Source organism: Oceanobacillus sp. E9, assembly GCF_001741975.1.
In the GTDB taxonomy this organism is placed as follows: Bacteria; Bacillota; Bacilli; order Bacillales; family Amphibacillaceae; genus Oceanobacillus; species Oceanobacillus kimchii.
This window is the reverse complement of record NZ_LSNA01000007.1, coordinates 220,793-238,986: the sequence shown is the minus strand read 5'-3', so window position 1 is coordinate 238,986 and position 18,194 is coordinate 220,793. Positions and strand designations below refer to the sequence as shown.

The following is an 18,194-nucleotide window of genomic DNA, read 5'->3' as shown; positions in this document are numbered from 1 at the left end:
AACCTCTTTTAATCATTTTTGTTGAGATTTTTTAATATATATCCGCCAATCTGACCCAGTTTCAATTTGATATGCGTTTGCAAAAGAGCCTTGATTGATAGCTACTGCTAGTTTATCCAATGAATTTACAAACAATAACGGCTCTCCAAGTCGTGTTTCTGCGAAGGAACGTCCAAACAAAATATGATTCTGATACTTTTTCTTCCGCTCATTTTCGATCGATACTTCTACCCAATCACCATAACAATAACGTTCTTGGATAAACATTTCTCGATCTATATTTGTCCATAAATTTCCGAAACGGACATCTAATATATCAATATTTCCTGAAATAATCCCATCTTGAGACGACGAACCAGGAAGAGGTAAAGTAATGATTTCAGAAATATCAACAGACGGTCCAACACCTTCATAATTAATATTTCCTGAAGCTAATCTCGCACCAGTATACGCATATACATCTCTCCCATGAAACGTATAAGATTCTCCAGAACGCGGCAGTCGGTTTACTCTTTCATCAATTTTTCTGACTTCAGTAATTCCAATCCGATCTGCTACATGAGTCAACGTTCCATTATTTGGCGTTACTATGTAATGATTGCTCTTTGTTTTTGCAACTATACTCAATCGGTCCGTTCCTACTCCAGGGTCAACAACGGATATAAATATCGTACCTTCTGGCCAGTAGTCAATGGTCTGCGACAATCGATAAGAAGCATCCCAAATATTAAATGGAGGGATATCATGAGTTAAATCGTAAATTCTCAAATTCGAGTCTACCGATATCGATACACCATACATAGCGTTTACTGCTCCATCACTTAAACCAAAATCTGTTTGTAATACTAAGGGGTTTTTCATTAACTTTTCAAGCCTCCATACGTTATATCTCGTTTTACGATACTTTGATTGATTTTTATTATACGTACCGATTTCATTTTAATCAACGAAATGTTAGAAAACTTTAAAAACAAACGCTATACTAAAAATATCACGTGACTTTTGGGAGGAGTACAATGAAATATACTTTTTTTATTACTGGGTTTCCAGGATTTTTAGCTAGAAACTTAGTTCAGCAATTACTTAATGATTATCAAGACAATATTGAACATTTTTATCTACTTACCTTACCAGCGGAATTATCAACAGCTCGAGAAGTACTTAACCAGTCTACTTATCATTCCATACCACGAGATCGATATTCCATTATAAGCGGTGATATAACCAAAACAAACCTTGCAATAGAAACTAATATCAATAGACAATTGCAAGAGAAGGTTACACATGTATTTCATTTAGCAGCTATTTATGATTTAGCAGTACCATTTGATATTGCATGGAAAGTAAACGTTTATGGTACAAAAAACGTCAATAATTGGCTTAAAACATTAGGCAGTTTAAATAGATACATATACTTCAGTACTGCATACGTATCTGGTACTAGGCAAGGAACTATTTTGGAAACTGAGCTTGATATGAAACAAACATTTAAAAATCATTATGAGGCTACGAAATACGAAGCTGAAGTTCTTGTGGAAACTCTAAAAGAAATTATACCAACTACAATTATACGACCAGGGATTGTCAAAGGGCACTCTAAAACTGGTTACACTGAAAAATTTGATGGAATATACTTTTTATTGAATATGTTTGAACGTATGAAATTGATGAAACAAATTCCTTTTATAAGTGAAGGAAATGTAGAAGGCAATTTTGTACCTTACGATTATGTCCTAAAAGCAACGAGTTATTTAGGACTTCATCCAATTGGAGAAGATAAAACCTATCATTTAACTGACCCAATACCGTATACGATGCGACAGTTATATCAAATGATAGCTGAAATATACCTAAACGTAACACCAAATAAAACTATTTCTTTATCGCTTGCAAGTTATCCATTATCTTTTTCTTTTATTCGCAAATGGTTACAAACGGAAAAAGAAGCATTAGCCTATTTTGAAAACAACTGCTCATATAGTAGTGCACAGGCAGCTAGAGATTTAGAAAATACAACAATTCGCTGCCCTGATTTTAAGGACCAGTTGCAACCCATGATCGATTTTTATCAAAAATACAAAGATGATTATCAACGTCATGTTATCATTACTTAATAGTTAGCTTAGAAAGCTTAGGAAGTTATTATAGATATTGACAAATAACTCCCCAAGCTTCTATCTTCTCTTCTAAATTTTTATTATATTTACCAGGTATCGGGCTAGTAGAAGGTAGTTTAACCACATCAACATTTGGAAAACTCTCTAAAGTAAAGTTTCTTTTAAATGTATCATAAGCTTTTGTTCCATTGCAGCCAATTAATTTAATTGTGGGGTATTCTTTTATCAAACCAATAATGTCATTAGGTTCAGCATCTTGAATATTTACATCAAGACTCCCTTCTCGGTAACAGGTTCCGATGGTATCCCACAGGGCGATACCATTTCTTTTCAATATACTTAATTTATCTTGATAATTCTCTACACGCTTTTCTTTCAGCAACGTAAACATTATACTCCAAAAATGATTTCTTGGATTCCCATAATATTGTTGTTCTGCAAGTGACTTCACTCCAGGCATTGATCCTACTATTAATACTTTGGGAACATCCGGAATAACTGGAGTGAATGATTGTAATCGATCCATTTAAATAACAGCCTTTCTTTATAACAATATTTCTTTTATAAATTTTGCTGGGTTTCCTCCGTACACTGAATTCGCTGGAACTTTTTTCGTAACAACCGCACCAGAAGCTATTACCGCATTATCTCCGATTGTTACTCCAGGATTAATAATTGCGCCTCCACCAATCCACACATTATCTCCTATCGTAACAGGTTTTCCATACTCAAGTCCGCTATTTCTTTCAGTTGGATGAAGTGGATGAGTAGCAGTAAAAATTTTAACTCCTGGTGCCAGCATGCAATTTTCACCAATTCTTATTTCACAAATATCCAACAGTATACAATCAAAATTTGCGTAGAAATTCTCCCCTACATGAATATTAAACCCATAGTCGCACCGGAAATGAGGTTCAATATAAAGATTCTTTCCCGTACTTCCGAATAATTCTTTTAACATACCTGAACGCTTGACAACATCCTCTTCTGTTGTCGCATTATAGTAACGAGTTGTTCTTCTTGCCAATTGTCTCGCTTTATATAATTCAGCGTCCGCAGGCTTATATAATTCGCCATCAATCATCTTTTGCTTCTCTGTTTTCAATATTCTTCCCTACCTTCAATTCTGATTATATTACCAAAATTATAACAACCTATTTTTCCCTAACCTCTTTTTGACTATGGTTATTTCGTTGTTTCCATTTATTTTGTATTTGGCTAATAAGTCCTTTCATCCATTGATATAATTCCTTCACCTGCATTCCAATAATCATCCAAACAAACAAAAATAAATGTCCAATGACTATAAATATCGCCCATCCATTTGCATCTCTTAGTTGATTCCAAATATAAACAATTTCATTTGTTCCTTCTAATCTGTATACACTAAATAGAAAAGTCATCAGTGGTAGTAATAATGAAAGTACAATGCCTAAAACAGAAACTATTTCATACTCTCTTCGTATCCAGTTTACAATGGAAATACATAATACAAAAAGCATCCCTAATAGATAAACTACAAATAGCAAAATTGGAATATCAATCATAACAACGCTCCTATTCTCTTATTCTATGATACAGCAAAAAAAATAGTAGTTTAAAATTTATGGAAGGGTAATTATATGTATTATTTTATATTAGCTAATAAATAATACAATAAAAAATAAGAAAAGAGGGATATATGCTCATACAATGAACAATATCCCTCTAACTTGAAATGAATCATTTTTTTAAACAATGTCCTCCGCTAACTCTCTGCTATCATTGGTTTGCTGTTTTTTAGAAAAATTCGGTAACATATGAAATATTATGTTTAATACTATTGCCGTTACACTGCCTGCTACAATTCCATTACTTGTTAATATTTGTAAACTATTTGGAATTTGCGCGAATAATTCTGGAACAACTGTAACACCTAAGCCCATACCAACAGAACATGCAATTATCATGGAATTCTCAGGGGAATCGCTAATTACTGCACTAAGCATTTTGATTCCTTGAGCAATGACCATACCGAACATTGCTACCATAGCTCCGCCTAATACTGCTGTTGGAATAATCGTAGTTAATGCTGCTATTTTCGGTATTAAACCTAAAGCAATTAACATTAGACCCGCAACGACTATTACTCTTAGTTTTTTCACACCGGTCATTTGAATTAAGCCCACGTTTTGAGAAAATGCCGTATATTGAAATGCATTAAATATACCGCCTAGTAAAATAGCCAATCCCTCTGCACGGTAACCTTTCGTCAAGTCTTTTTCCTTTAATTTTTTATCTGTTATATCCCCTAAAGCAAAGTACACTCCAGTAGATTCTACTAACGATACCATTGCAACTAAAATCATTGTAATAATCGCTGGCCATTCAAATGTCGGAGTCCCAAAATAAAAAGGTTGAATCATATGGAAATAAGAAGCATCTGCAACTGCCGTAAAATCTACTCTTCCCATAAAACTAGCAACAATTGTACCTCCAGCTAATCCAATTAGAATAGATATAGAACGTAAAAATCCAGTTGTAAAACGATACATAAGAATAATAAATAATAATGTGCCAAATCCAAGTGAAATATTTGCTAATGAACCAAAGTCACTTGCGCCTTGTCCACCACCAAGATTGTTAATTGCAACTGGAATTAAAGTAATACCAATAATGGTTACTACCGAGCCTGTTACAACAGGCGGGAAAAATCGAACAAGCTTGCCGAAGAATCCACTAATTAAAACTACAAAGATACCTGAAACAATAATCGCCCCATAGATAGCCGTTATTCCATACTGACCACCAATGGCGATCATAGGAGCAACTGCTGTAAATGTACATCCTAATACTACTGGCAACCCAATACCAAAGAAACGATTATTCATGACTTGAAACAATGTAGCAACCCCACACATAAAGATATCAATCGCTACAAGATATGTTAATTGTTCAACAGTTAATCCAAGTGCTTCACCAACAATTAATGGTACTAAAATAGCACCAGCATACATCGCTAATACATGTTGTAATCCCAAAGCTGCGATTTTCATTATATACGGGCCTCCTCTTTAAACGTAACTTTTCCATCCGACATTGATTCAACGATGGCTAAAGATTCTACTCGTATACCTTTATCTCTAAGCTGCTTTCCGCCAAATTGAAAACCTTTTTCGATTACAATGCCGACACCAATTACTGTCGTTTTAGCTTGTTTGGCAATTTCTAATAAACCTAAGGCTGCTTGACCATTTGCTAAGAAATCATCCATAACTAAGACAATATCATCTTCATGAAGAAAGTCTTTCGATACAGAAATTTCATTCGATGTCTTTTTTGTGAATGAATATACTTCAGCAGAATAGAGATGATCAGTTAGTGTTAGAGATTTTCTTTTTCTTGCAAAAACCACTGGTACATCTAACTCTAATCCAGTCATTGTAGCAGGAGCAATCCCCGAAGATTCAATGGTTAATATTTTTGTAATTCCAGCACTTTTAAATTTGTTTGCAAATTCTTCCCCAACTTGCTTCATTAATTTAGGATCTACTTGGTGATTCAAGAAAGAATCAACCTTTAACACAGTGTCCGATAACACTTTTCCTTCTTCTATGATTTTATTCTTTAGTAACTCCATGCTTCCCATTCCTCCTAAAATATAAAAAGCTCGAAAATCCGCCTATAAAAAAGCAGATTTCCGAGCTTGGAATGTCGAAAATTTAAAAACGATAGTCTTTGAAGTTTAATTAATAGAATATCGAATTATCCGCTTTTTCATAGTCGGTTCATTTACGGTAAACCGGTAGAAACTTGCAGGCCCTATCCCCGCGATTATATGAAAAAACTATATATAAGGTTTCAAGATGAAGAATGTATTCAGTATAGCATTTGCATACAAAAAAACAAGACATTATAAAAAAGAAAAACCTTTCTCACAATTGCGATAAAACAAAACTTCATTCGAGATTTTCCCCCGCTGAATGTTGTACCACAAAGGTATGAGCTAAAGACCCTTATAAAAGGTTACTTTTTTCTCCACTCTAAAAACTCTAAACGATTGCCGAAAGGATCGCGCACATAAAAACGTATCGCACCTGGAAGTTTATTATCTGATTGTGTCGATATTCCGTTTTCCTCTAGATAAGCTTGGAAGAGTGGAATGTTTTCCACTTCGATCGCAGGGTGTGCTTTTTTTAGTGAATGAAAAGGTTCTTCAATGCCTATGTGCAAGAAAACCCCTTCTTTTTTAAACCACACACCTCCATTTTTTTGTAATGCTTGTGGTTTTATTTCTTCATCAAACCCGAGTATATCTATATAAAACTTTCTCGCTTTATCCTCAGATCCTTTTGGTGCTGATAACTGGATGTGATCAATCTTTTTAATTTTAAAGTTCATTCTAACCCCCCCTTTAGCTCCTTACTCTTAGAATAGCAATAAATGGAAGAATTGAATAATTCTATTTTTGAATATACATTGATTACTTTTTGTTATCTTTCTTAAAGAAAATCCAAACTCATTAATTACTTATAGAAATTTTTTTATTTACCTTTTTTGATATATATAATTTTCTGATTCACCTGTATTTGCATTGATGACAAAAACTTGATCTATGAATTTAGATTTCACTTTTATTCTCCATAATGGTAGATAAACTAATTTGAGTTCTTTAATCTCATGTTGCGGTTTCTTTAATAAATACGAACGGTTAATCTGCTTTACTTGTACATCTTTAACAAACTTTTCAACTTCATCCATTTCAATAATTTGATGTGATTCTAATAATTCTCTATTCACATCAACCGTATTTAAAGGTAATGTTTTTGATAAAAGTCCTCTATAACCAGAGATTGCATCAACAAAAATATGTTGTTTTAATATTTTGGGGGCGAGAGGCGGTCTTTCTGCAATAATTAACGTATTTGCTACCCACATAGGATGATAGAAAAGATATTTTTCTATCGTATTATCTATTAAATATTGTTCATCTACTCCTCTATTGAACAACCGCATACGGAACGGTAGTGTTCGAAAAACATATTTATATAATCTCTCTAGAGTAATAGTTGGATCTTCACCTATACGTTGAATTGATATAGTTTTTACCATTTCCATCATCCTCTATTAACAATATTTAATCTAAATGATAGGAATCGACTAAGTCTTGAATTTCTTGTGATGGAGCTTTTGTGGTTAAACTTACGATAATCATCAATATTAAGGAGACAGGTGCAGCAATAATTGGTTCCGCATTTGTAGGTAAATCCGCAAAAAATACTAAAATTAAAAACAATAACGCACCACTAAGCATTCCTACCAGCGCACCTTCTTTTGTTGCTCTTTTCCACCATAATCCTAACACAATCGGAAAGCCAAATGAGGATAATAAAAACCCTCCAACCCATCCAACCATAACTGCGATGATTCCTGGTGGATCTATTGCAAAGTATATACCCACTAACATAGCTATAAACATAATTATTAAACTTAATCCTGTAATTCTTCGTTCAGTAGCTTGTTTATTGATATGTTCTTTGTAAATGTCATGGGCTACTCCTGCAGAAATAGCTAATAACATGGCATCCGCTGAAGACATAATCGCCGCTAACACACCAGCTAACATTATTCCAGCAAAAACAGGAGGCAAATATTCTTCAATAACCGATACAAAAATCATATCAGTTTGAGTAAGTGAGTCAACGACACCTAAATGAGCTCCAGCTATCGTGACGAAAAAGCCTGCAACAAATAATAATAAATAAAATACCGTTCCCCACATAGCTGAGCGACGCGCGGTTTTTGCATCTCTGGAAGCAAAGTTACGCATTACCACGGATGGAGAAATAATTCCGAACCATAAGAAAGCAATAAATAATCCGAAGTAAGACATCCAAGATAATTGTATGTCACCAAATGTTGGATCTACTGCCAATGCTTGATTAAGTAAATTTGTAAAACTACCAAGGTCAGCAAAAATAAATATTGCTAAAATAATCATTCCTACTAACATAATGGCTCCTTGTATTAAGTCTGTATAAGTAATAGCCCACATACCGCCAAGTGCAGCATACAGTGTAAATCCAATTCCCAATACAATAACAGCTGTTACATAATCAATACCTAACACATACGATCCAATTATTCCCGAAGCTGTAAGCTGTGGTACCATGTAAAAGGTCATGGAGACAACAACAATAACAGCCGCAATAATTTGCACTGATTTACCAAAACGTTGTTTAAAAAAGTCAGGAACTGTTTTTACACCTGCACGGCGAATTTGTCCAGCAACTAAAAACATCACAAAAGGCAAAATAGCAATAACACCAAAAGCGTATGTTAAGAAGTATGGAAGTCCATTTACAACTCCTCCACCTACTGCTCCCATCAATGAACTCGAGCTAGTAACCGCAGCAAAAATCGCAAAAGCTCCAACTAATGTATTGATGCTATTGCCAGCTGTATAATAATCATTTTCCGATTGTCGTGCTCGTTTGTAAAAATAAATTCCTATAACGGTCATAATAACTAAGTATATAAGTAATATAGATGATTCAGCTATTTTCAAGTCTATCCCTCCTTATGATGATTTTTGTTTGTCTAATTTTTCTACCCAAAAAACATAAATAAACCCTAAAACCATCCAAATGAACAATCCAAAAAACATTAACCACCCTATAAGGGAGACCCCTAACCAATAAATATCTGTCGGCCACCAAAAAAAGACAACCATTGCATATAACGACATGATAATCGTCAAAACAATACCTGGATCCTTCCATTTTGGTTTATTTGACATGTGTATCATCCCTTTTCATCAAATTTTCATTTGCTGAATTATATGTAGCCAAGCATGAAGAAATGACAATGAAAACTATTGGCATCACTCTAATTGCTAACAGCTAGAAACAATACTTTAATAAATCATGTTGTAAAAATTGATTTTCACTCAGAAGTGCAGTTATCGTCTTTTAGCTCAATTTTTTCTATTCTGACGTAATCACCTTCGTAAATTAGGATTGGCAATTATGAATTTGAAGCATCTACAATTGATTGTCTTTTCAAAAACTGTGGAGATTAAAATACTAAAAAGCCCGCTCTCTTGTGAGAACGGGCTTAATCATAAGATTATGTATACAGGCCACATTTGCCGTATCTTGTCATAAAAAGTTTTAAACCACCACTTCGCAAAGTGGGTGTTCGCAGAAAACTTCCTGCCTTCCGCTTCAATGGCGGCTCGGCATTCCAATTTCGATGTAAAACTCCCTATTCCAACATTAGAGGTTAAAACTTATATTAATACGAACAATGTAGCTTGTAGAAATATCATAACGTTTTTTGTCCTATTTATCAATAAGCTATATTTACTAATTTTTCCCTATAACTTTGTATTCTTTTTCTTGGCACGTTGTTCTAATTGGCTTTGTGGGGACTGGCTTGCTTCATCTTCTGATTTCCCTTGCGGATTCAGACTAGAATTTACTTGTTTTTTACTCCAATTTGGATTTTTTTGATTCAATACGACCACCTCCTTGTCTTATTGTTCGTATTCTAGACAAGGATATTCATTTTAATATACATTCCAACTTGACTAAAGTTCTTTTCTTTTTATTTACAAAATAGAAAGATCAACATTTTCATAATGATTACGTAACGATCTTTTTAAGACTTTCCCGCTCGGATTTTTCGGAAGTACGTCCGTAAAGTCGAGATATTTTGGAGTTTTAAATTTAGACAATCGACCACTACAATATTCGATCACTTGTTGTTTTGTGACTGTATTTTCTTCTTTTAATACAATAATAGCAGTAACCGCTTCGCCCCAATAAGGATCTGGAACACTAATCACAGCTACTTCTGATACACCATCAATCTCATATATGATTTCTTCAACTTCACGACTAGAAACATTTACCCCTCCAGTTATTATCATATCTTTCTTACGGTCTACAATCGTTATAAAACCTTCTTCATCCATAAATCCTAAATCTCCACTATGAAACCATCCGTGCTTAAATGCTTCTTTCGTTTTCTCTGTTGCATATAAATATCCTGTCATCGAGTGAGGTGTTCGATGGACGATTTCTCCAACGGTTCCGCGAGCAACTTCATTTCCATCATCGTCTACAATCTTTGTCTGTACATTTAAACTTGGTAATCCAGCTGAACCTAATTTTCGTAGTTGGTCTTTTGGTTGTAATACCGTTGCTAACGGAGCTACTTCTGTCTGCCCATAACAGTTCCAGAGTTCGATTTGTGGAAGTCTTTCCGTCAACTCTTTAATAATTTCCATTGGCATAATTGCTGCTCCATAATAACCCTTTTTCAAGGAACTCAAATCTCTTTTATTAAAATCAGGATGACGCAACAAACCAATCCATACCGTTGGTGGGCAAAATAATTGAGTTACTTGCTCTTTTTCAATTGTTTCTAAGATTGATTCTGGACTCGCAGAAGGAAGAATGACACCACTTGAACCAATGTATATATTCGGACCTAAAAACACATGAAGTTGTGCACTATGATAAAGCGGCAATGCATGTATAGCAATATCATGACTTTCCATTTTACAATCAATAATAGTACTGACATATTCACTTACGATACTTTTATGAGTCAACATTACACCTTTTGGTTTTGATTCAGTTCCGCTTGTATAAAGTATATGTGCTAAATCATCATCATGAATTTCTACCTCTGGCATTGTAGAAGATTGATGAGATTGAATTTCATTTATTGCAATCCACGAATCTTCTATTGCCTCCTCTGCTGGATCTACTTCTAATACTATATAATGTTCAAGTTTTTTGTCTTCTGCAGCAGCTAATAGTAGATCTCTAAATTCATCAGATGCCATTACACCTACTGCCTTTGAATTTTCTAATATATATTTTATTTCTTGGGATGTAAGCATGTAATTAACAGGAATTAACACTGCGCCAATTCTGGCAAGTGCATACGTTACAAGTACAAAGTCTAAGCTATTTTTTGAAACTAAAATAAACTTGTCACCCTTTTTAATTCCTATATCCAGAAATCCATTAGCGGTTTGATTTACAAGATTATCAAGCTCTTGATAGGTTAGTCTTTTGTTTTTGTAAGCGATTGCATTTTTGTCTGGATAACGTTCTCTTGTTCTTGTTAATAAATCACCTAATGTATTTCTTCGTACTCGGTTAATTAGTTTATCTAACTCTGTATCGATTTGATTTAATTCCAATGACCTCACTCCCTGTATAATTATTTAACTATTATTATAATTCAGATATATGAGGTTGTCACTTTATTTTGTGATCTACATAGGCCTATTGCAAAAAAAGAGTTTACGCAAAACTTAAATCCAAATGATTGGATATTTAAAATCCGCTTCAGAAATATACTCCGCTTATGCTAAGGCGGCTGGCGAACCTCCGGATACTTTGCACTCCGGGTCTCAACAATGCCTCCTTTCCTGAGGACAAGGAAGACCTCGACAGCACGCATAAAATCGTTTTTTGATTTTCAAGGAGTCTCCGTATATTTCTGAAGCTTATTCTAGCTATCATCCGTCTTACAATCAAGACTGTTAGTTATGTCCTGGCCCTATATAAATTAGAAATATAATTTGGTTGATTTTGTAGCTTTTTGCTTTCTAGCTGTTTTTGCTCTTTTGGAAACGAGCCATCGTTCTATGAATTCTTCAGTTGTGCCTATTTTCTGCTCTGCTAAGGCTGCCAAAAAGATTTTTGCAGATGCTCGGGCATCATCCATCGCATGATGATGATTTAACGGTATCTCGTGGTAATTTGCAACTGTATGTAGTTTATGATTTTCTAATTGCGGCCAAATTAATTGGGAGATTTTAACCGTACAGAGCGACATATAATTTGGACATGGCATATCGTATTTATACAAAGATTGACGTAAGACACTCATATCAAAACTTGCATTATGTGCAATAAGTATCGTATCTTCTAAATATGCTGATAATGTGGGCCACAGTTCAGCAAAAGTCGGTGCTTCTTGAACTTGTTCCTCGGTGATTCCATGAACATATATATTGCGTGAACGAAATGGGGCTAATGGATTAATTAGTGAGTAAAACTCATCTATAATTTCAGTATCATTCATAATTACCACACCTATAGAACAAGCACTATTTCTTTTTTCGTTTGCTGTTTCAAAATCAATTGCTGCAAACTTAACCATTCAAAACTCCCCCTATATCTCCATGATATCCCAATTGGTAATAATGCCTACCAACTTTTCATCTTCTTTCCCTGTTTTTGTAATAAGCAAAGCCGCAAGTCGATTACCTTTTTCAACTTGTTCTGTAAATACGTCAGCAGCTTCATATACGGACATTTCCTCGCTTATAAAAAGATGATTATCTGATTTTTCGTATTCTAAAATATCTTTAGCAGTTGCATCCGTTATTTGTTGACCATCGTTCATAGAATTTGCTATCCATCGAGCAATGCCCTTGTGTGTAATTAATCCTTTAAAATCTTGATTCTCATAAATAGGTAACTTCGTTAATCCTCTATCTCTTACTACTTGAAGTAACTTTTGCATAGAATCGTTTAATTGGAATGTAACAACTTGTTTTATGAATGCATTCTTTACTTGTTTTGGACTTGTAAAATCTTCTTCTATTTTTTCGATACGTTCCACAATTGTATCATGAGGTTCTGCAATCGCATAGGAAACATCGATACGGTTATGAATAATTGCATTTCTGAGTTCAGCAAATTCCAATAAATCCTCGTAGTATCGTTTTATCGTAGCATTAGAGTCTGATAGAACTCGCACTGCTCTAGAGAAACCCATTTCTTTTTTGTTTAATTGTGATTTTAATGCTTTGTCAATACGATTAAATGCTGTGATAAAGCGCTCTGAATTTTTATACATATCTATTTCTCCTATCTTTGCGTTCTATCATTTTAACCGTTCAAACTTAACATTAAACATTCACTTATATCGTTTATTTCGCCTTGTAAAGTACTTTGCCGTTTTTTTCTATACTTCGTATGTCCTGATTTTCCGCTAAATAAATTAACCGAGTTAATGTCGCCATAAACTGACTGACAAAAGCTGTCCCTTTCATAGGTCCATAAATTTTAGTTGTTATTTTAAAAGCAGACATCGGTTTGTCCGATAAAAGTTGTTTGAGTTCCTCAAGACGAAAGAGATGTCGATTATAAGTTTCCATTATTCGTTCTGATAAATTTTCCATCTCTTTTCCATGACCAGGTAATGCTAATCTACTCGGATATTCCTGTAATTCTAATAAAGATGGTAAATAGTCCTTTAATGGGTTCAACTCTTCTCCCATCCATAAGCCAATCACTGGTGAAAGATGCTCTAACACATGATCACCTATAATCATTATTTCTTCTTGCTTATTATAAAAACAATAGTGATCAGGAGCATGTCCAGGTGTCCAAATTGCTTGAAAAGGCTGATTACCTAAGATGATTTGATCACCATCATCAAAAAATCCGTCTGGTTCAAAATCATAGATAAAAGAAAAATCCTTTATTTTTAACGGTAATGGCGGTGTACCATGACGTTTAATTAGTGATTTCATTCTTTCCATATGTGATTTCCGATCTTTTCCCTTAAGCATTTCTTTATATCCTCGTCTAGATACAAAGACGGGGATGGCATATTCCTCTTGAAACCATTTTGCTAATCCTATATGATCCTCATGAGTATGCGTTAATATCAGCTTTTCAATTTGATAATTATCCAAAACCGCCTTCCAAGTTTCCTTAGTTTCCGTGGCATAAATACCGGTATCTATGACAGTATATCCTTTTTCTCCTTTTATTAAATAGCAATTCACTTCCCCCATTGCACCTTTAAACCGCACTACTAATTGAAATATATCTTCTGTCATTTTCTTTAGCATGAAATACCTCTTTCTAACACCATTCAATGTATAAATGAGCATATTGTTATTTTATCGTTCCAAGATGGAATTGCAAGACAAAGGAACTAAAAATACATCAAAAGCAAATAACATAAAAAGATACTTTTTATTTTGAGATATCTATTCTTCCTCGAAAGAATGGTAGTTAAATTACTGTCGTTTACATACTCGATAAATATTTATTAAAAAACTATTGACATCCTATTCGATATCTTATAAAATTTCTATTAATTAAATATGACAATTCTTATCCAGAGAGGTGGAGGGACTGGCCCAAGGAAGCCTCGGCAACAGACTTATTTAAGTACTGTGCCAATTCCAGTAGCGTAAATGCTAGAAGATAAGAAGAGTATATCGTACGGTTTCCTGTACCCTCTTCTTACTTGTAGAAGGGGGTATTTATTTTTCCCCTATTCTCTGTACAGAACTGTCATATGTTAGTTTCATAGAGCAAGACCCTACTCTGTGAGACTAAACAAAATTTAATGGAGAAAGAAGGAAGGAAAAATGACAAAAACAATAATCAAAGCACCATTTCGAGCAGACCATGTAGGTAGTTTGCTACGACCAGAGCGTTTGCATCAGGCTAGAAAAAATTATTCGGATGGAAATATCTCAGAAAAGGAATTGAGAGACATTCAAACAGAAGAAATCAAGCGGATCGTAGACAAACAAATTGAAATAGGTCTACAAGCTGTTACGGATGGTGAGTTCCGTCGTTTATGGTGGCATACGGACTTTTTAGAAGAATTGAATGGTATTGAAGGATATATTCCAGAAAAAGGTTACTTATTTAAAGGAATTGAAACAGAGAGATATAACATTCGTAATAACGGAAAGATTAGTTTTCCAACAGACCATTCATTTGTCAAAGATTTCATTGAATTTAAACAGATAGTAGGGGAGCGTGCTGTTGCAAAACAAACCATTCCTAGTCCAAATCAATTATTTCACAAAGGAACACGCAACCCAGAAGTTTATCCAGATATTCAATCTTATGCAGAAGACATTATCACTACGTATCGAGATGCAATCCAAGCATTTTACGAAGCTGGATGTCGATACCTGCAATTGGATGATGTATACATTGCCGGCTTGAACGTAGATGAGTTAATAACATTTGAAGAAGATTTATCTCGTCAAGAGTTGATTGATTTATCTTTATATGTTGTAAATAGTGTACTTGAGAATAAACCAGATGATTTAATCGTAACTACACACTTATGTAGAGGAAACTATCGTTCTACTTGGGCATTCGAAGGCAGTTATGCTCATATTGCCCCAACCTTATTTGCTAATGAAAAAGTGGACGGATTTTTCTTAGAATATGATGATGATCGTTCAGGCAGCTTTGAACCTTTAGCTCATATACCTAATGGAGGACCACAAGTCGTAATTGGAGCAATCACTTCTAAATTCGGTGTGCTAGAGGACAAAGAAGAGATCATTAAGAAAATCAAAGATGCTTCACAATATATTCCGTTAGATCAAATTTCGCTTAGTCCGCAATGTGGATTTGCATCAACACATCAAGGAAATAAATTAACAGAAGAAGATCAGTGGAATAAATTACGTTATATCGTTGAACTCTCCAAAGAGATTTGGGGATAAGCTTAATAAAATCTATAAATAACTCCAAACTACTTATTAGACTTCCTATATAAGCTGAAAGTAGTTTGGAGTTTTAATTAATTGCGAATTTGGCCTGAGCCTGAAATCACAAATTTAGTTGAAGTTAATGCTTCCAGCCCCATTGGACCTCGAGCATGTAATTTTTGTGTACTAATCCCTATTTCTGCACCATATCCGAATTCAAATCCATCTGTAAATCTAGTTGAAGCATTGTGATAAACTGCTGCAGCGTCAACTTGAAGTTGAAATTGTTCAGCATTAATCTTGTTTTCAGTTATAATAGCTTCCGAATGACGTGTACCATATCGATTGATGTGGGCGATCGCTTCTGATACTGAACCAACTATTTTTACACTTATTTCACTTGCTAAATACTCCGTTTCCCAATCTTTTTCCTCTGCTCTTATAGCAGTTGGAAATCTCTCCATAACGAATCCATCCCCGTGAATTGTTATGTCATGAGATTGCATGCTTTTTAATAGTTCTAAACCATGATTTTCAAACCACTGTTTATGAATAATTAATGACTCGATTGCATTACATACTGATGGTCGTTGTAGTTTTGCATTCAAAACAATTTCCGTTGCCATCTCTACTTTAGCAGATTCATCTAGATAAACATGGCAGTTCCCTGCACCGGTTTCAATAACAGGTACCGTAGATTGTTTTACCACTGTTTCGATTAATTGTTTTCCTCCCCTTGGTATTAAAACATCCAGATATTCATTTAATTGAAATAGTTGATTCGCTACTTCTCTTCTAGTATCTTCTATTAATTGTACAGCTTCTTTTGGTATGGAGCTAGAAGTTAATGCATCATGAATTACATGAATAAGTGCTTTGTTAGAATGTATAGCTGAAGAACTACCACGTAATACTACTGCGTTTCCTGTCTTTATTGCAAGTGAAGCTGCATCAACAGTGACATTAGGTCTAGCTTCATAAACCATTCCAATAACTCCAATTGGGACCCGCTTCTTCGTAATAAATAAACCATTGTCTTTCTCTATTATTTCTAGGGTTTCACCAATAGGATCAGTTAATATAGTTACCTGTAAAATTGCTTCAGCTATATCTTGTAATCTTTCCTCATTTAATTTAATTCTATCGATAACCGAATCAGATAAACCTTTTTTCTTTCCCTCTTCTATATCCAGGACGTTTGCTGTTATTATTTCTTGTTTTTTATCTAGAATTGCTTGAGATATTAATTGTAATGCTTCATTTTTGTCATCAGTTGTAGATAGGGCCATTTGATAACTTGCTTGTTTTGCACTCTTAGCTTTCTCTATCACTTCATTCATAGTAACTCCTCCTTTATTTGATCAACCATAACCCACGAATCTCTGTGAATAACCTCAATAGCAGAAAGTTGCGTCACCTGTTTTGCTTTTTTTAATGTTTTGGCTGCTTTGAGCTCTTCCGATGAACAGCTCACTTGTCCTCTTCCTAATAATTTACTTCGATTATAAACTTCTACAACATCTCCATCTTCAAAATCCCCCTGAATATTTACCACACCAGCTGACAGCAAACTACTTCCGTTATACATAAGCGCTTGGGTAGCTCCATCGTCAATAAGTAGTTTTCCTTCTAATGTCGAGTGAAGAGAAATCCATTGCTTGCGAATGGGAATTTGTTTACTTCGAACACTTTTGACATAAGTACCCTCTCCATTACCATTAACTATTTCTAGTAATTTAGATATTCCTTCCCCCTTACCAATAAAAACAGGGACTCCGAGAGAAGTAGCAACCTTTGCTGCCATCAGTTTCGATTTCATACCCCCAGTACCTAATTTCGAACCCGATACATCTGTTTCCTGTATCATTTCGTCAGTAATTAAATCAATTGTGTCGTAGCGTTTCGCACTCACATATTTACCAGGGTGTTTATCATAAATTCCATCAATATCGGTTAATATAATTAATTGAGCTGCATGAATAGCTCCACTAACTAAAGCAGAAAGCATATCATTATCCCCAAACGTTAATTCATCAACTGCAACTGTGTCATTTTCATTAATAATCGGAATAACGCCTCGTTCTAATAACTCCAACATAGTAGAAGTAGCATTTTTATACCGTTTTTGAATCGAAAAATCAGTCCTTGTTAATAATAATTGAGCAGATCGAATATTGTATTCCATAAACTTATTCATATAAGTATGAATTAATAGACCTTGACCGATGGCCGCAGATGCTTGTTTTCCTTTTAATGTAACAGGCCTAGAAGAGTATCCTAGGTTTCGAAACCCAGCTGCAACAGCTCCTGAGGAAACTAAAATCACTTCGAAATTATGTTGATGTAACATAGCTAACGCATTTACATGATCTCCTAATTTTTTATGATCAATTTCGCCTTTTTCATTCGTCAGTGAGCTACTTCCAATTTTTATAACTACCCTCTTTTTATTCATATTCTTCTCCTCCTCATTATTCTCTAGATGTCTATTCTCAGATATAAGAAAAAACCCTTTCATCCCAATTTAACAAAAAGGGACGAAAGAGTTTTCTTCCGCGGTACCACCACAATTTAGATGCGATCGAACT

General features: G+C 34.5%; 19 protein-coding genes, 1 other RNA gene and 2 riboswitches. Of the genes, 2 read left to right on the top strand and 18 right to left on the bottom strand.

Annotation, left to right across the window (positions count from 1 at the left end; translation table 11 throughout):
- Positions 1-12 precede the first annotated feature (12 nt).
- Positions 13-861, bottom strand: coding sequence for an SAM hydrolase/SAM-dependent halogenase family protein (locus AQ616_RS10820; RefSeq protein WP_069685776.1), 849 nt, complete (start codon positions 859-861; stop codon positions 13-15).
- Positions 862-1,016: 155 nt separating this feature from the next.
- Between AQ616_RS10820 and AQ616_RS10815 the strand changes: the two genes are divergently transcribed.
- Entirely contained in the window at positions 1,017-2,114 is a 1,098-nt protein-coding gene (locus tag AQ616_RS10815) for an SDR family oxidoreductase (RefSeq protein WP_069685775.1), read from the top strand.
- Positions 2,115-2,142: 28 nt separating this feature from the next.
- On the opposite strand, the gene AQ616_RS10810 is transcribed toward AQ616_RS10815, so the two are convergent.
- The 15 genes from AQ616_RS10810 to AQ616_RS10740 all read right to left on the bottom strand — a co-directional run bounded on the left by AQ616_RS10810 (position 2,143) and on the right by AQ616_RS10740 (position 13,989).
- Positions 2,143-2,643 carry a DNA-deoxyinosine glycosylase gene (locus AQ616_RS10810; protein WP_017796204.1) on the bottom strand — a complete coding sequence of 167 codons (501 nt, stop codon included), beginning with the start codon at positions 2,641-2,643 and terminating at the stop codon, positions 2,143-2,145.
- 18 nt (positions 2,644-2,661) lie between these two features.
- Positions 2,662-3,222, bottom strand: a complete 561-nt coding sequence (locus tag AQ616_RS10805) for a maltose acetyltransferase domain-containing protein (protein WP_017796203.1) — start codon at positions 3,220-3,222, stop codon at positions 2,662-2,664.
- 49 nt (positions 3,223-3,271) lie between these two features.
- Entirely contained in the window at positions 3,272-3,664 is a 393-nt protein-coding gene (locus AQ616_RS10800; RefSeq protein WP_017796202.1) for a hypothetical protein, read from the bottom strand.
- A 183-nt stretch (positions 3,665-3,847) separates the two neighbouring features.
- Entirely contained in the window at positions 3,848-5,152 is a 1,305-nt protein-coding gene (locus AQ616_RS10795; protein ID WP_017796201.1) for a nucleobase:cation symporter-2 family protein, read from the bottom strand.
- Complete coding sequence (locus AQ616_RS10790) at positions 5,152-5,736, bottom strand: xanthine phosphoribosyltransferase (protein WP_017796200.1); 585 nt, start codon at positions 5,734-5,736, stop codon at positions 5,152-5,154. Before AQ616_RS10790 ends, AQ616_RS10795 begins: the two co-directional genes overlap by 1 nt.
- 120 nt (positions 5,737-5,856) lie before the next feature.
- A riboswitch (purine riboswitch) is annotated at positions 5,857-5,958 on the bottom strand.
- Positions 5,959-6,122: 164 nt separating this feature from the next.
- The gene (locus AQ616_RS10785) at positions 6,123-6,497 is read right to left on the bottom strand and encodes a VOC family protein (protein ID WP_017796199.1); all 375 of its coding nucleotides are present in this window, start codon (positions 6,495-6,497) and stop codon (positions 6,123-6,125) included.
- 147 nt (positions 6,498-6,644) lie between these two features.
- Positions 6,645-7,208: a hypothetical protein gene (locus AQ616_RS10780; protein ID WP_017796198.1), complete on the bottom strand. Its 564-nt coding sequence runs from the start codon at positions 7,206-7,208 to the stop codon at positions 6,645-6,647.
- A gap of 25 nt (positions 7,209-7,233) precedes the next feature.
- The gene (locus tag AQ616_RS10775) at positions 7,234-8,664 is read right to left on the bottom strand and encodes a sodium:solute symporter family protein (protein WP_069685774.1); all 1,431 of its coding nucleotides are present in this window, start codon (positions 8,662-8,664) and stop codon (positions 7,234-7,236) included.
- Between the two features lie 12 nt (positions 8,665-8,676).
- On the bottom strand, positions 8,677-8,895 hold the full coding sequence (locus tag AQ616_RS10770) for a hypothetical protein (protein ID WP_017796196.1): 219 nt from the start codon (positions 8,893-8,895) through the stop codon (positions 8,677-8,679).
- A 335-nt stretch (positions 8,896-9,230) separates the two neighbouring features.
- Positions 9,231-9,416, bottom strand: a non-coding RNA gene (gene ssrS / locus AQ616_RS10765) — 6S RNA.
- Positions 9,417-9,474: 58 nt separating this feature from the next.
- Positions 9,475-9,615, bottom strand: a complete 141-nt coding sequence (sspL, locus tag AQ616_RS10760; RefSeq protein ID WP_017796195.1) for a small, acid-soluble spore protein L — start codon at positions 9,613-9,615, stop codon at positions 9,475-9,477.
- A 93-nt stretch (positions 9,616-9,708) separates the two neighbouring features.
- On the bottom strand, positions 9,709-11,316 hold the full coding sequence (locus tag AQ616_RS10755) for an acyl-CoA synthetase (protein ID WP_017796194.1): 1,608 nt from the start codon (positions 11,314-11,316) through the stop codon (positions 9,709-9,711).
- 371 nt (positions 11,317-11,687) lie between these two features.
- Positions 11,688-12,284, bottom strand: coding sequence for a 3'-5' exonuclease (locus AQ616_RS10750; RefSeq protein ID WP_017796193.1), 597 nt, complete (start codon positions 12,282-12,284; stop codon positions 11,688-11,690).
- A 12-nt stretch (positions 12,285-12,296) separates the two neighbouring features.
- Entirely contained in the window at positions 12,297-12,986 is a 690-nt protein-coding gene (locus AQ616_RS10745) for a CBS domain-containing protein (protein WP_069685773.1), read from the bottom strand.
- Positions 12,987-13,059: 73 nt separating this feature from the next.
- Positions 13,060-13,989 (bottom strand): MBL fold metallo-hydrolase, encoded by a 930-nt coding sequence (locus AQ616_RS10740; protein ID WP_017796191.1) that lies wholly within the window; start codon positions 13,987-13,989, stop codon positions 13,060-13,062.
- Positions 13,990-14,254: 265 nt separating this feature from the next.
- A riboswitch (SAM riboswitch) is annotated at positions 14,255-14,357 on the top strand.
- A gap of 160 nt (positions 14,358-14,517) precedes the next feature.
- On the opposite strand from AQ616_RS10740, the gene AQ616_RS10735 reads away from it, so the two are divergent.
- Positions 14,518-15,621 carry a 5-methyltetrahydropteroyltriglutamate--homocysteine S-methyltransferase gene (locus AQ616_RS10735; RefSeq protein ID WP_017796190.1) on the top strand — a complete coding sequence of 368 codons (1,104 nt, stop codon included), beginning with the start codon at positions 14,518-14,520 and terminating at the stop codon, positions 15,619-15,621.
- A gap of 77 nt (positions 15,622-15,698) precedes the next feature.
- On the opposite strand, the gene AQ616_RS10730 is transcribed toward AQ616_RS10735, so the two are convergent.
- Positions 15,699-16,946 (bottom strand): glutamate-5-semialdehyde dehydrogenase, encoded by a 1,248-nt coding sequence (locus AQ616_RS10730; protein ID WP_069685772.1) that lies wholly within the window; start codon positions 16,944-16,946, stop codon positions 15,699-15,701.
- On the bottom strand, positions 16,943-18,061 hold the full coding sequence (gene proB / locus AQ616_RS10725) for a glutamate 5-kinase (protein WP_069685771.1): 1,119 nt from the start codon (positions 18,059-18,061) through the stop codon (positions 16,943-16,945). The genes AQ616_RS10730 and proB overlap by 4 nt, the downstream gene beginning before the upstream one ends.
- Between the last annotated feature and the right edge of the window lie 133 nt (positions 18,062-18,194).

Bases quoted from the DNA above. Each gene is read 5' to 3' on its own strand.
- AQ616_RS10810 (WP_017796204.1), bottom strand. From the start codon at position 2,643: ATGGATCGATTACAATCATTCACTCCAGTTATTCCGGATGTTCCCAAA.
- AQ616_RS10815 (WP_069685775.1), top strand. From the start codon at position 1,017: ATGAAATATACTTTTTTTATTACTGGGTTTCCAGGATTTTTAGCTAGA.
- AQ616_RS10790 (WP_017796200.1), bottom strand. From the start codon at position 5,736: ATGGAGTTACTAAAGAATAAAATCATAGAAGAAGGAAAAGTGTTATCG.
- AQ616_RS10750 (WP_017796193.1), bottom strand. From the start codon at position 12,284: ATGGTTAAGTTTGCAGCAATTGATTTTGAAACAGCAAACGAAAAAAGA.
- AQ616_RS10820 (WP_069685776.1), bottom strand. From the start codon at position 861: ATGAAAAACCCCTTAGTATTACAAACAGATTTTGGTTTAAGTGATGGA.
- AQ616_RS10800 (WP_017796202.1), bottom strand. From the start codon at position 3,664: ATGATTGATATTCCAATTTTGCTATTTGTAGTTTATCTATTAGGGATG.
- AQ616_RS10795 (WP_017796201.1), bottom strand. From the start codon at position 5,152: ATGAAAATCGCAGCTTTGGGATTACAACATGTATTAGCGATGTATGCT.
- AQ616_RS10735 (WP_017796190.1), top strand. From the start codon at position 14,518: ATGACAAAAACAATAATCAAAGCACCATTTCGAGCAGACCATGTAGGT.
- AQ616_RS10745 (WP_069685773.1), bottom strand. From the start codon at position 12,986: ATGTATAAAAATTCAGAGCGCTTTATCACAGCATTTAATCGTATTGAC.
- AQ616_RS10770 (WP_017796196.1), bottom strand. From the start codon at position 8,895: ATGTCAAATAAACCAAAATGGAAGGATCCAGGTATTGTTTTGACGATT.
- AQ616_RS10785 (WP_017796199.1), bottom strand. From the start codon at position 6,497: ATGAACTTTAAAATTAAAAAGATTGATCACATCCAGTTATCAGCACCA.
- proB (WP_069685771.1), bottom strand. From the start codon at position 18,061: ATGAATAAAAAGAGGGTAGTTATAAAAATTGGAAGTAGCTCACTGACG.
- AQ616_RS10780 (WP_017796198.1), bottom strand. From the start codon at position 7,208: ATGGTAAAAACTATATCAATTCAACGTATAGGTGAAGATCCAACTATT.
- AQ616_RS10740 (WP_017796191.1), bottom strand. From the start codon at position 13,989: ATGCTAAAGAAAATGACAGAAGATATATTTCAATTAGTAGTGCGGTTT.
- AQ616_RS10730 (WP_069685772.1), bottom strand. From the start codon at position 16,946: ATGAATGAAGTGATAGAGAAAGCTAAGAGTGCAAAACAAGCAAGTTAT.